The organism is Photobacterium sp. WH24, assembly GCF_019204055.1.
Lineage (GTDB): Bacteria > Pseudomonadota > Gammaproteobacteria > Enterobacterales > Vibrionaceae > Photobacterium > Photobacterium arenosum.
Window position 1 is genome coordinate 189,967 of record NZ_JAGSOZ010000010.1, and the last position, 11,827, is coordinate 201,793.

Here is an 11,827-nt window from a genome sequence, read left to right on the forward strand (position 1 = left end):
GGTTTCAGCACTGTGCTCTATTGGCCGGATGAGCACTTTATGGTCTGACGGACTACAGGAAGGCTGTCCCCGGGCAAGGCTGCCCGGGGATGTGTTCTTTTCTATTAATGCAGTTAACGCTGTTCGCGCTGCTGTTTCTTGCGTGTCAGCTTTTCCTGCCGACGGGCTTCGATAATATTTTTAGCATCACCGCCAACGTGTTGTTCACCACGCTGTGCTGCCAGCTGAACCTGCTTCTCACGCTCGCGAAAACGGGCTTTCTGCTCGTCAGAATGTTTATCAAAACATTTCGGGCAGCTTACGCCTTTTTCAAATTGCACACTCTGCATATCCTGCTCTGTGATCGGTAAACGGCAGGCGTTACACATGTCATAAGAGCCTTTTTCCAACTGGTGATTTACCGTGACACGGCCATCAAAGACATAGCACTCGCCTTCCCACAAACTCTCTTCGGCAGGCACCTCTTCCAGGTATTTCAGGATACCGCCTTCCAGGTGATAAACCTCATCAAAACCCTGCTCTTTCAGGTAAGCGGTGGATTTTTCGCAGCGGATACCCCCGGTACAGAACATCGCCACTTTCTTGTGTTTAGCCGGGTCCAGGTTCTCTTTCACGTACTCCGGGAACTCGCGGAAAGTCTCTGTCTTCGGGTTGACAGCGCGTTTGAAAGTGCCTACTTCGATTTCATAGTCATTACGGGTATCGACGACGAAAACGTCCGGGTCAGCAATCAGCTCGTTCCAGTCTTTTGGCTTCACATAGGTGCCGACAACATGGCGAGGATCAATACCCTCTACACCCATGGTCACTATCTCTTTCTTCAACTTAACTTTTGAGCGGTTGAACGGTTGATGATCGTCGAATGACTCTTTGTACACTATGTCTGTTAAGCGAGAGTCAGTCTTAAACCAGGCCTGCAGAGCGTCAATGTTTTCGCGCTTGCCGGCGACTGTGCCGTTAATACCCTCTTTAGCAAGCAGTAACGTACCGCGAACCTGATTCTCTTCCATCAGGTTCTGTAATGGCTCACGAAGGGCTTCAAAATCTTCCAGTGCAACAAACTTATACAGTGCACAAACTACATATTGGGACATCGTTTTTCCTCAGTGCGGACTGGATCGTAAATCCAGAGCATTGTTCTATACATCAACGGGTAGCGTTTGCTGACCCTGCTACTTGTTCTCGCAGCAATACCCAGCCAACCAGTTTCAGGCTGATACCGGTTGGCCAAAAGACTCGTCATTCACAGTTTTACTACGACTGCACCTACAGACAGCATACAAAAGTGAATAAGCGCGGCATTATAGCCAAGTCTGTCCGCATAAAACACACATTTAGAATATGGTTAATTTATACGGTTATCTCGGGTCTATACCTTTGAGGGCGCTTTTCTTGAAATTCTTGAACTATGGCCCTATCTATAAAACCACATCTAGTTAGTTGGAGAACGACATGCTCACTTGGGAAAAAGTTATTGAACACGCAACCAAAGGCGATATCGTGCCTCCCCGCCGCGTTGAAAAGGCCGAAGAGGAATGGCGCCAGCAACTGACTGACGATGAATACTACATTACGCGCCAGAAAGGTACGGAAAGACCGTTTAAGTCAGAAATGTGTGAATTGTTCGAGCCGGGGGAATACGCCTGTGTCTGTTGCGGCAATATGCTGTTTGACGCCGGGGAAAAATTTGACTCCGGTTCAGGCTGGCCATCTTTCACACAACCGGTAAGCGTCAATGCTATCAATTATCTGATGGACACCTCGCACGGCATGCAGCGAATTGAAACCGTCTGTGCTGTCTGCGATGCTCATCTCGGTCATGTCTTTCCTGACGGCCCGGCACCCAGCGGACTGCGGTACTGCATGAATGCCGTTGCCCTGAAGAAAGTCAGTCTGTAACTACACTTGCCCGATACCAGTCGGGCAAGTTATTTATATTTATCCCAGGCCGCCCTGAACGCTTTTTTCATTGAATCAAACGCTTCTTCAGCACCCTGCCGTAATTCTCCCCATGCCTCTTCGCTGGCATGTTTCACTTCGTCCAGTTTCTTTTCCGCTTCTGCTTTTCTGGTTTTCAGTTGTTGAATTTCATCACGATATTTTTCTTTCAGCTCTGCGCCTGAGTGCTGAGCTTTTGCTTCCAATTTGTCGATTTCTGCATTGATCTCTTTCATTTGTGCGCTGAGCTTTTCTACAAATGCTTTTCTGTCCATCTCATACTCTCTCAAAGTGGGTGGCTCACAGTTGCGGCCAGTGAATCGTAGATAAATGAATTGCAGATATAAGCATAGTTGCTTAACAGCGTTCTGTTAGTGTCATTCCGGAATATAAAAGGGGAACACTTGCAGTACATGTCTGATAGCGCTATAACCCCTCCATAGACGACTCAGGGAGAACAAGGATGATCATCGCGCAGTTAGGCAATCCGATACTACGCCAGCAGGCGAAAGCCCTGTCGACTGAACAATGGAAAGAATACGCCCCCTTTTTTACTGACTTAGCATCTCTGATGCTCAGCCACCAGGGAGTAGGTATTGCAGCCCCGCAGGTCAGTGAATCGCTGCGTGCTTTTATCGTTGCCTCTTCTCCGAATGCCCGTTACCCGAATGCGCCGACTATGACGCCAACGCTGATGCTCAACCCTGAGATTTACTGGATGAGCGAGGAGATAGAAAAAGACTGGGAAGGTTGCCTGAGTATCCCCGGTATTCGCGCGCTGGTACCGCGTTCCACCAGAATAAGTGTTGGTTACGAACAGCTTGATGGGCAAAAAGTCCGCTGTGAGTTATCTGGCTTCATCGCGCGGATATTCCAGCATGAGTTAGACCACTTAAACGGTATCGTTTTTCTTGATCGTGCAGACTCGCACGATTACGCCACTGAAGACGAGTACCGTCGGCAACTGGGACTGAACTGAAAGAAGCGGCCTGAGCCGCTTCTTATTCATGATCTGCTATCTTCTCGCCTGGTTTTTCCGTATTTGTCTATTGCTGCCTGACAGAAGCCGAAGGATTATTCTGCTGGTGACTCGCTTTCTTCTGGCCTGGCTTTTCTTGTTGACCATCCAGTGCCGAAGCAGTAATCCGGGTTGGTTTGGCGGGTTTCTTCATGAATAGCAATGCCATCAGGATCAAACTAATTCCCGCCCATTGCAAGAGCCCAAGGCTTTCTCCGACCAGTCCAATACCCAGCAAGACAGCAGTAACCGGGTTCATCAATGAGAACATCGACATCACGTTCGGACCGAGTTTTTTCACTGAACGTACCCAGGCCCAGTAACCAAATGCAGTGTTCAGTAATACCAGCCACAACAGACCGGGTATCGCATCCACAGGCAGCGCAACCGGCGCGCCGGCCACGAACCAAGCGAAGGGAATCAGCATCATGCCGCCAAGGACGAGCTGCCAGGCGGCAAAGCTCAGCGCATCGTTAACCGGCCATCGTTTCATCCAGATAGCGGACTGCGAGACCAGAGCTGTGCCAGCCAGAGCGGCCAGGGTGCCAATCGGATCCAAATCTGCAGATGGGTTCAGCAATAAGCCCACTCCAATTAAACCCAGTACCGCTAACACCACTGAGCGAGGGTCCGGTTTTTTACCTTCCCCTATCCACTGCAGTAGCATCATCTGCAACGGCATCGTTGCTCCCAACGTGCCGGCGACAGAGCCAGGCAAGCGGTAAGCAGCGATAAAAAGTAACACAAAGAATGCGGCAATATTGCAAAAGCTCAGCAAGGTCATGCGACTCCAGCTCAGCGGCGGCAACTTTGGTCGTAGCAAAAGCAACACCAGTCCGGCAGGTAAAGCCCGCCACACAGCCACCCAGTATGGAGACATATCTTGCAGAAACAGGCTGACGGCAGCATAGGTGCTACCCCACAGCATTGGCACTAATAACGCGAGCAGATAGTTCATTTCACTTCCCTTCAAGAATCTTCATATCAAACATCTTTGCATAAAGATAAATTAGTGGCTATTTGCCTTTTAATCAAGTATCTTTTTCGAAAAGTTAATGACATATTTTTGACTCAATGAAGAACGGACAAACACAACCCTATGCAAGATCATGTCGATAAACTATTGATTCAATGGCAGGAACACCGGCCAGACTTGGATTGCTCTCCTATGGGGATCATTGGCCGCATGTATCGGGCCCACAGAATAATGACGGACAGCATCAATGACGTGTTCAAAGGCTACGGGCTGAGCCAGGTTGAGTTTGATATTCTGGCCTCGCTGCGCAGAGCTGGCGAACCCCTTACGCCAACCCAGCTTTATCACACCGTGATGCTGTCTTCCGGCGCGATGACAGCCCGGCTGGATAAGCTGACCGACAGAGGGTTGATCTACCGGCAGCCGAGTGACGATGACAGACGCAGCTGTAAGGTGTGGTTAACAGAAGCAGGACAGGCTCTGGTCGACAAAGCCGTCACAGCCCATGTTGCCAATGAGCATCAGATGCTGACGGCCTTAGACAAAGATGAGCAGGCCCAGCTAGCGGGATTATTGCGAAAATGGCTGTTGGCTAACGAGTCAGCATTGAAATAACCTCAATCAGCATTGACGCATTTCATCCTGTATCGCCTGAAACCTCTGTTCAATGTCTGCCAGATCCTGTGGTTCATTCAGGCAATCCTGACTGGATCGCAGGATCATTTCGGCCTGACGACAAACGGCACTTTGCTGCTCACGCGTTCTGCAGTAACTGGCAATCCGGCCAAGGCTTTCAAGCAAACGGATGGTAACCGCCGTATCGGATTTGCCGTGCTGGCGGATCTGATCAAAAGCGGCGTTGAGTATCCCGGTAAAAGTCAGAGGCGGTTCTTCCAGCCGCAGCTGGCCGTCATCGCCATACCAGCGCGCGGGATGAAATGACCGGCCAGTCAAGGTGCAAAGTACTGCACTGAGTCTGTCAACGCTGGTCATGGCAGTAAAAGGATCATTGATACCCGGTGATAATGCTCTGACGGCCACTTCCACCAACTGATGAACAGCGAATTCAGGATCTTGTTCCGGGGTACGCAATTTCCCGACAATCATGCAATCAAGAAGCTGTGAATCCAGACCGTCTTCCGGCTCAGTGTCAGACCGCACGACAGCGATTGAGCTACCTTTTACGACAAATGCCCCGGCTCTGTAACCCAATTCAATCCGGCAATCAAACTGCTGGGCAAGCTGACATAAGCACTGTCTGTCTACGGCTTGCAGGTAACCTTCACTGTCCGCCGCGACCACATGATGAAACATGCCGGTTGGATTGCGATCACTCTGAAAAGGTTCAGGATCAGACTCACCGAGTTCATCAGGGAAAAAATGCTCAATGTACTGATTCAGCTCCTCATACACACCATTGACGACGTTATCCGCCTGAATCGAAGTCGCCACATGGTGAATGAAATAAATCAGAACCGCGACATTGAACAGGGCCAGTAACAAAGCCAGATTGACCGCAATGCGAGGCACGAACACATCACCGTTGGAATGGGTCACACTGCTTAATACCAGCAGACAATAGATGAACGTCGCGATAAAGGTGCCAAGCACGTACTGATTACCCGGATCGCGCATGAAATTTCGCAGTAAACGGGGACCAAACTGAGAGGAAGCCAGCGTTAATGCCACTATGGTGATAGAGAAAGCCACCCCGGCCACCGTTACCATGGAACCTGCAATCGTAGAAAGGACACTGCGTGCTCCCTCTGCACCTCCCGTGAAGCCGATATCAGGCAAAACCAGAGAGAAGTGCACCAGTTGATGATCCAGAGTAACTACAATCCGGGCCAGCCCGACGGCAATAATCACCATCATGGCAGGGACGAACCAGAAACTGCTCCTTACCGCTTCCCAACGATTAAACCAGTGTGTTTTCATGCCTGCCCTGCCGTGAAGTGAAATCACCTGACTTGCCAGACAGCCTCGTGCGTGTATCAGCAACAACCCTGGAGATCAGCTGGCAAAAATGGCGGGCACATACGTCTGCCCGCTGAGATAAAGATAGCAGAGCAGAAAAGCAAACCACTGATATCAGCCTTGATGTCAGCGCGGCTTACGGCTGTTCGTTGCATAGATCAGGCAGGTTTCGCCCAAACGGTTCGAAAATGTTCCAGCACCAGCACAGTGTCTTCGCTCATCTCAATAGCCAGCTCTTCGCACTCGGTGCTGAAAAACTGCCAGTGGGCATCCCGCCACCAGCGCAGCGACTTATCACCTTCTCCTTCAGCCGCCGCGAACTCAGCGGTCACATCTTTAAACCGGGCTTCTGCCACCCGGGTAATTTGCGTGATCGCGACCGGAACGCCCTCCCAGTCAGTGACCACCTGCAAATGGCCGACCTGCGGCATTGGCTCCGGCCCTTCCTCACCGCCTATCTGATACCAGTATTTCATACTGCAGCTGGCTTGCTTTTCTCCTTTTCGTACCAGTTCGGCACAAATGTCTGCATTGTCTTTGTCTGCACAGAAATAATCTGCGCTGACACTTGAAATAGCCGGTATTTCAGCTTCCGGTAAGGTCACCAGATAAGCCGACAGGCAGTCTGCCGCCTGGGGAGAAAGCTGAAACTGTTCCGCTAATGTTGCCGGTGCAAAGTTGTTAAAAATCATGATGTCCCTGTCGTTGTTAACTGTGTGCTCTGTACAGGCTTATCGTCCGGCGAGTGCCGCTGCTAATCCCATCTGATAGCCGGTATCTAACCGTTTTTTGTCTGTGGTAATACGGCCGACATCAAACTCTGCCGGCGGTGCTATAACATGAATGCGGCAGTCTTGAGGCGGGTTCTCAATAAACTCAATGGCGCTATTGTAATTGTCGGCACGCTTCATCATCACCCGCGCCAGCTCAGGGGTATCTGCCAGCATACGACGAAGAAACCAGCTCGTTTTGCTGGTTTTCTTCCGGTAGCCCAGCGGGCGTGACAAAATCACCGTGATTTCTCTGGCACCCATTTGATAGGCTTTGATGACAGGAATGGAATCTGCCACCCCACCGTCGGTCATGGCGTCGCCATTCAGCAGCGGATAATCCCGGTACGCGACCGGCACAGAGCAAGAAGCTTTTAGCAATTGTTCAAGATTATCTGCCGTGGCTTGGGTATAAACGGCCTCTCCGCTAGAGACTTGGGTGGTGACCACGTACAAAGGAATGGGTTGTGCGTCGAAAGCATCCAGATCCAAGCGTATTTCATCAATAGTGATCTGCCACAACCAGTCGAGATCCAGCCAGTGCCCGCCGCGAATAAATTTACGTAAACTGATAAATTCCGGGCGGCAGGAATAATCCGTGATCACTTTGTAATTACGGCCATGCTGATTCGCCAGCCAGGCTGCAAGATTGGTGGAACCCGCCGAGACACCGATGCAGAAATCAAATGGTCGGTAATGTTGCTCTAGAAAGCCATCCAGCACACCGGCGGCAAAAATGCCGCGCATCGCGCCGCCCTCCACAACCAGAGCATGTGATTCTGCCACTGCCATCCCTCTCTCCTTTCAAGCCAGATTTAACTAAGCGACTGGCCATTATGCAGCCAGTGCTTATGCCACAGGTTTAGATTAACCCTTGTCCTTGATGAACAAATAGAAACCAAATCCCATCGTGTCGCGGCCAAACTGGTGGTAATACGCGTTCCACTCGCGAACCGCATCACGCTTTTGACGCGCTTTGTCATCCTCTGGATTGGCCATCACAGCACGTTCTGCTTTCAGGCGAAAGCAACCTTCAAAATGATCCCACTCGTCCTGATTACTGGTGGCCGCATACACAGTGGCCAGGCCGTGAGACTCGGCGACCGACATGTTGCCCTGGTGATCGTAATAAATACCAATCGGCTCACCAATGAAATCCAGATACGCCTGGGCCGGTGGCTGCTTCCAATAGCCTTCGCCAATCAGCAGTTGACCATGGGGTTTCAGCCATTGCTGCATTTGAGTCAGTGCTGCCGTATAACCCGCATCCCCTTCACCAAACGCATGGGTCGATCCCATACAGATAGCCACGTCATACAGTGTCGCGAACGGATAGTCGTTGGCATCAGCCACTTCGAATTTCACGCGATCGGCCAAGCCCAAGGCTTCTGCTTTCGCATTCGCGGCGGCAATACAGGTCTCAGAAATATCCAGTCCGAGACAGTGTGCCCCTGTCGCACTGGCAAGACGCAGTAAAAATTCCCCTTCCCCGCAACCAATATCAATAACATAGCTGTCAGTGTGGAGATTCAGTAGGTCGATCAGTCGATGTGCTTTTTCGAGGCTGAGTGGGCTGTTAAATAACATCCAATGTCCTTATCTCACGATTTACCCTGCAACAGGCTGTTTAGGGGTATCCAGTATCAGCTGGTAGAAATCCAGATCCAACCAGCGCTCAAATTTATAGGCTGCTTGCTTTATCGTGCCGGAATATTCGAATCCCAGCTTTTTGTGCAAGGCAATGCTGCCAGTGTTTGTCGAATCTATGCCGCCAACCAGCACATGGTAATTCTGCTCTCGGGCCGCCTGAATCAGGGCATCCATCAGCTTTCGCCCCAAGCCTTTACCCTGGTGCTGCGGATGAATGTACACAGAGTGTTCAACAGAATATTTAAACGCAGCCCATGCGCGGAAGGAGCCGTAACTGGCAAACCCCATCAGCTCACCGGCATCATTTTCAATACCAATCACAGGAAACTGATTGGCCGTTTTGGTGGCAAACCAGGTTTGCATGATGTCCATCGTACGGGGCTGATATTCGTAAAGTGCGGTGGTGTTAAGAATGGCATCATTGAAAATTGCCAGAATGGCTTCGCCATGTTTTTCATAGGTACAATGAACAAACTGCATCATCCCTCCTGATGCTCACAATACTCGGCAATCATTGCCTTCAGTCTGGCAAATACTTTACCACTAACTTTTCCAGCGTTAAGCGAAAATTTCAGCAAAACAGCCAAGTTGCAGGCAAAAGCCTTGGATTAAACTGCAGCAACCAGATAATTGGCCGCCAATAAAAGCAGTAAAGAGATCGCAATTAACCAGGCTGAGAATACAATCTCATGGTAAGCCTTAGTCAGCAGCGCGTTTTTATGCTGATTGCTCTGATGTAACAACTGCCAGGTTTCGTAACAGCGAACCACGGCCAGGTGAAGATTGTCATTCGCACCTTGTTGCTTCATTCCTTCCAGCCAGTTGTTGGGTAAATGCACACCATACACATCGGCCGGCCTGAGCAGGCGAAACAGAAAACTCCAGGCAGATATCAAACCCAGATAGGTCACGGTCACAGCGATAACTGCCAGCCAGGCGATGGCATGCTGTGGCGGGACAAACAATGAAGAAGCAATAAAAACCAGAACGGTAAACCCTGCGATGACAGCGGAATGCAACCCAAGCAGACGGGCCGCTTTTTCTTCAAGATACCGGGCGCGGCACTGTTCGTCTGATAAAGCCGTGCGAACATGGTGATACAGCACGGCCATGTTGTCTTCTCTCATAGCATCAAGGCTTACCTGTTAGCTGTAAATCCGTTCCTGAGAGTATAGACGCTACGGCAAGCCACGAAGTATCAGTCACTTGCCATTCTTCTGGATCAGCTTAATGTCTGATGGACCCAAGCCTGTCCTTCAGCTACATGAACCTCTGCAACAGCACCGTTCATTAATGGCATATTGGGTGCCAGATGGCCGATGTCAGCGTTCAGGATGACAGGTACTGAAAGATCGCCCAGCACTTGCTGAATAACCTGAGAATGTGACAGTGATTTTCCGTGACTCAGCGGCGAACCATCCCGACCGAAAATGACCCCGTTGACGGCATCAAACACACCATTGAATTTCATTGCCGTCAGCACGCGGGCCATCGCGGTTGGCGATAACTCGGCGTTTTCCAGAAACAGAATCAGGCCGTCCTGAGAATACTGCATTTTCATCTGCGGCAGATTCAGGTACTCGGTACCTGATATCAGGCCCATGGTATCGAGGCAGCCACCGATCAGACGGCCTGAAAACGCGACCGATTTCGCTGCATCGTTTGACGATAACACCGTCCATTGCGTTGGCTGAGTGAAAGCGAATTGTGCCTCGGGATCCTTGCCATAATTGGCCGAGGCCAGCTCATAGCAGGACGATTGCTGTAACCTGACAGATTCACCGACAGTCAGGCTCAGCAAAGAAAATATTGCGCTATTGAGCGGATCCGTCACAGCAGGATGAAGCTGCATCAGATTCGCACAATGCAGGCTGGCCCAACCGCAGCGAGCCGTTAAGACAGACGAGATAGTGCTGATATCTGAAAAGCCAATCAGCCATTTAGGTTTGGCGTGACGCAGTAAGTCCAGATCCAGCAATGGCAACAGTTCCATCGCCAGTTCACCTCCCCAGGGCGGCAGGATGGCATCAACGCGATCATCCAGCAAAAACGCCATCAATTCTCTGGCCCGCATTGGCGCCGGAGCACTGACATGGCCGGCATTTTCCCGTAAGCAGTGCCCTTCCAGCACCTTAAAGCCTCTGTCCCGCAACCCCTGGATAACCAGATCGAGACGTGCATGACAATCTTCAGGCACACCTGCCGATAATGCTGTTACTGCTATTGTACTACCGGGAACCAGTGGGGAAGGATAACGCATGGAGCCTCTCTTAACCGCATATAACAAAAGCCCACACACTACGCCGGAAGGAAATTAAATCAAGTCAATTCAATAAGTAACAGATGACATAATAACATTTTCTCAACGTTGTACTGATCGCAGATCAATAAAAAGCAAGTGTTCACTTATCCCGGCATCACTGAGTGTGCCGGTCAAACAAGTATTATGGGAGGTCATGGGCCGGCGTTATCCGCGTTTGAGACAGGTAGGCTGACAGGCTGTTGAACGGCTCGAAATCCGGGCTGATCGGCACGCTCACATTCATGGTTTCAACTTCCAGTACCTCTTCGCCGTATTGTTTGAGAAAGCTTGGCAATGACAAGCATTTCACCCCCTCCGCCCAACCGTATTTCACCAGCATGTCAGCCAGGTTTTCAGGGCTGTAGCGCTTTTCCTCAGCCAGAAAATAAAACGGCGCCAGCGTGTCCTTCTCAATTAAGGTCACGTGAAAAGCCGCCAGATCATCAAGATGAGCGGCATAATACAGGCCGTAAGACGGGATCAGGACAGGAATGCGAAGGCTTTCGCGACGATTCAGTGAAGTATGAATCGGGCATTCGTGACCACCGTACACCAGAGTAGGCACAAAAACGGGTGTCCAGCTCAGTTCTATGGCTTTCTTCAGCACCGGAACCTCTTTTTCTGCCGCAGTCAGGGACTCAAACTGGAGTTCATCGGGTGAACATTCATCGGCGCACCCAAACACTTCGATACCTGATGTATACAGCTTTCTGGCATTCGGTTTCGCAAAGCGCTCTATGCTGTCCATCAATACCGAAAAATCCGGTGCCTGCTTTTCCTGCGCATAAGGTGCCATAACAGGTCTGGCACAGCAGATCACGGCATCAAATTTCCCTGCCATGTGTTCATCCTGCAAAGCAAGCGGGATAGCCAGCGGGTTATCCTGCTCAGGATGCTGACTGAGCGCAAAGACCTGATAACCGTGATCTATCAAGTGCCGGACCACATAGCATCCGAGCACCGAATTGCCCCCTGCGACTAAGACCTTCATTTCTCCTCCTTGTCTGTTCGGTATGCCAAACATGCCTGTTTGCACACGCTAAAAAACGTTCTGTTTTCCTGTCCTTAAGTTATAAGCATAGTCGGTTGAGGTAAAGGCTTTGGCTTTGGGGGAATAGGAGGATTTCTCTGGATCTGATGATCTGTCTGAGTTTGAAGGTATGTCGCGCTTGAGTTCGGTGCTTATCTCACCATTA

Annotated in this window: 14 protein-coding genes; 3 read left to right on the plus strand and 11 right to left on the minus strand. The window is 50.5% G+C overall.

Translation table 11 applies throughout. The features are described from left to right. Positions 1–113: 113 nt before the first annotated feature. Positions 114–1,094, minus strand: a complete 981-nt coding sequence (locus KCG43_RS13885; RefSeq protein ID WP_192014112.1) for a rhodanese-related sulfurtransferase — start codon at positions 1,092–1,094, stop codon at positions 114–116. Between the two features lie 358 nt (positions 1,095–1,452). Here KCG43_RS13885 and msrB point away from each other — a divergent pair, with 358 nt between their 5' ends. After that, a complete protein-coding gene (msrB, locus tag KCG43_RS13890) occupies positions 1,453–1,899 on the plus strand; it encodes a peptide-methionine (R)-S-oxide reductase MsrB (RefSeq protein WP_192014114.1) in 447 nt (148 codons plus the stop codon). Between the two features lie 29 nt (positions 1,900–1,928). Here the strand turns inward: msrB and KCG43_RS13895 are convergent, their stop codons facing one another. Beyond that, complete coding sequence (locus KCG43_RS13895) at positions 1,929–2,213, minus strand: coiled coil domain-containing protein (protein WP_192014116.1); 285 nt, start codon at positions 2,211–2,213, stop codon at positions 1,929–1,931. Between the two features lie 188 nt (positions 2,214–2,401). Between KCG43_RS13895 and def the strand changes: the two genes are divergently transcribed. After that, complete coding sequence (gene def / locus KCG43_RS13900) at positions 2,402–2,917, plus strand: peptide deformylase (protein ID WP_192014118.1); 516 nt, start codon at positions 2,402–2,404, stop codon at positions 2,915–2,917. A 67-nt stretch (positions 2,918–2,984) separates the two neighbouring features. On the opposite strand, the gene KCG43_RS13905 is transcribed toward def, so the two are convergent. Continuing rightward, entirely contained in the window at positions 2,985–3,914 is a 930-nt protein-coding gene (locus KCG43_RS13905; protein WP_218385639.1) for a DMT family transporter, read from the minus strand. A 141-nt stretch (positions 3,915–4,055) separates the two neighbouring features. Between KCG43_RS13905 and KCG43_RS13910 the strand changes: the two genes are divergently transcribed. After that, positions 4,056–4,547, plus strand: a complete 492-nt coding sequence (locus KCG43_RS13910) for a MarR family winged helix-turn-helix transcriptional regulator (protein ID WP_218385642.1) — start codon at positions 4,056–4,058, stop codon at positions 4,545–4,547. A gap of 6 nt (positions 4,548–4,553) precedes the next feature. Here the strand turns inward: KCG43_RS13910 and KCG43_RS13915 are convergent, their stop codons facing one another. The 8 genes from KCG43_RS13915 to KCG43_RS13950 all read right to left on the minus strand — a co-directional run bounded on the left by KCG43_RS13915 (position 4,554) and on the right by KCG43_RS13950 (position 11,622). Beyond that, a complete protein-coding gene (locus KCG43_RS13915; protein WP_192014123.1) occupies positions 4,554–5,870 on the minus strand; it encodes a DUF2254 domain-containing protein in 1,317 nt (438 codons plus the stop codon). A gap of 197 nt (positions 5,871–6,067) precedes the next feature. Then, entirely contained in the window at positions 6,068–6,601 is a 534-nt protein-coding gene (locus KCG43_RS13920; protein ID WP_192014125.1) for an ASCH domain-containing protein, read from the minus strand. A 39-nt stretch (positions 6,602–6,640) separates the two neighbouring features. Continuing rightward, positions 6,641–7,471, minus strand: coding sequence for a patatin family protein (locus KCG43_RS13925; RefSeq protein ID WP_161455884.1), 831 nt, complete (start codon positions 7,469–7,471; stop codon positions 6,641–6,643). Between the two features lie 75 nt (positions 7,472–7,546). After that, a complete protein-coding gene (locus KCG43_RS13930) occupies positions 7,547–8,266 on the minus strand; it encodes a cyclopropane-fatty-acyl-phospholipid synthase family protein (RefSeq protein WP_218385643.1) in 720 nt (239 codons plus the stop codon). 21 nt (positions 8,267–8,287) lie between these two features. Continuing rightward, positions 8,288–8,812 carry a GNAT family N-acetyltransferase gene (locus KCG43_RS13935; RefSeq protein WP_218385644.1) on the minus strand — a complete coding sequence of 175 codons (525 nt, stop codon included), beginning with the start codon at positions 8,810–8,812 and terminating at the stop codon, positions 8,288–8,290. 125 nt (positions 8,813–8,937) lie between these two features. After that, on the minus strand, positions 8,938–9,456 hold the full coding sequence (locus KCG43_RS13940) for a hypothetical protein (protein WP_192014131.1): 519 nt from the start codon (positions 9,454–9,456) through the stop codon (positions 8,938–8,940). A gap of 95 nt (positions 9,457–9,551) precedes the next feature. Then, on the minus strand, positions 9,552–10,589 hold the full coding sequence (locus tag KCG43_RS13945) for a S66 peptidase family protein (protein WP_218385645.1): 1,038 nt from the start codon (positions 10,587–10,589) through the stop codon (positions 9,552–9,554). Between the two features lie 184 nt (positions 10,590–10,773). Continuing rightward, on the minus strand, positions 10,774–11,622 hold the full coding sequence (locus tag KCG43_RS13950; RefSeq protein ID WP_218385647.1) for an NAD(P)-dependent oxidoreductase: 849 nt from the start codon (positions 11,620–11,622) through the stop codon (positions 10,774–10,776). Between the last annotated feature and the right edge of the window lie 205 nt (positions 11,623–11,827).

Bases quoted from the DNA above. Each gene is read 5' to 3' on its own strand.
- KCG43_RS13885 (WP_192014112.1), bottom strand. From the start codon at position 1,094: ATGTCCCAATATGTAGTTTGTGCACTGTATAAGTTTGTTGCACTGGAA.
- KCG43_RS13915 (WP_192014123.1), bottom strand. From the start codon at position 5,870: ATGAAAACACACTGGTTTAATCGTTGGGAAGCGGTAAGGAGCAGTTTC.
- KCG43_RS13895 (WP_192014116.1), bottom strand. From the start codon at position 2,213: ATGGACAGAAAAGCATTTGTAGAAAAGCTCAGCGCACAAATGAAAGAG.
- KCG43_RS13950 (WP_218385647.1), bottom strand. From the start codon at position 11,622: ATGAAGGTCTTAGTCGCAGGGGGCAATTCGGTGCTCGGATGCTATGTG.
- KCG43_RS13940 (WP_192014131.1), bottom strand. From the start codon at position 9,456: ATGAGAGAAGACAACATGGCCGTGCTGTATCACCATGTTCGCACGGCT.
- KCG43_RS13905 (WP_218385639.1), bottom strand. From the start codon at position 3,914: ATGAACTATCTGCTCGCGTTATTAGTGCCAATGCTGTGGGGTAGCACC.
- KCG43_RS13935 (WP_218385644.1), bottom strand. From the start codon at position 8,812: ATGATGCAGTTTGTTCATTGTACCTATGAAAAACATGGCGAAGCCATT.
- KCG43_RS13920 (WP_192014125.1), bottom strand. From the start codon at position 6,601: ATGATTTTTAACAACTTTGCACCGGCAACATTAGCGGAACAGTTTCAG.
- KCG43_RS13910 (WP_218385642.1), top strand. From the start codon at position 4,056: ATGCAAGATCATGTCGATAAACTATTGATTCAATGGCAGGAACACCGG.
- KCG43_RS13945 (WP_218385645.1), bottom strand. From the start codon at position 10,589: ATGCGTTATCCTTCCCCACTGGTTCCCGGTAGTACAATAGCAGTAACA.
- KCG43_RS13930 (WP_218385643.1), bottom strand. From the start codon at position 8,266: ATGTTATTTAACAGCCCACTCAGCCTCGAAAAAGCACATCGACTGATC.
- def (WP_192014118.1), top strand. From the start codon at position 2,402: ATGATCATCGCGCAGTTAGGCAATCCGATACTACGCCAGCAGGCGAAA.
- KCG43_RS13925 (WP_161455884.1), bottom strand. From the start codon at position 7,471: ATGGCAGTGGCAGAATCACATGCTCTGGTTGTGGAGGGCGGCGCGATG.
- msrB (WP_192014114.1), top strand. From the start codon at position 1,453: ATGCTCACTTGGGAAAAAGTTATTGAACACGCAACCAAAGGCGATATC.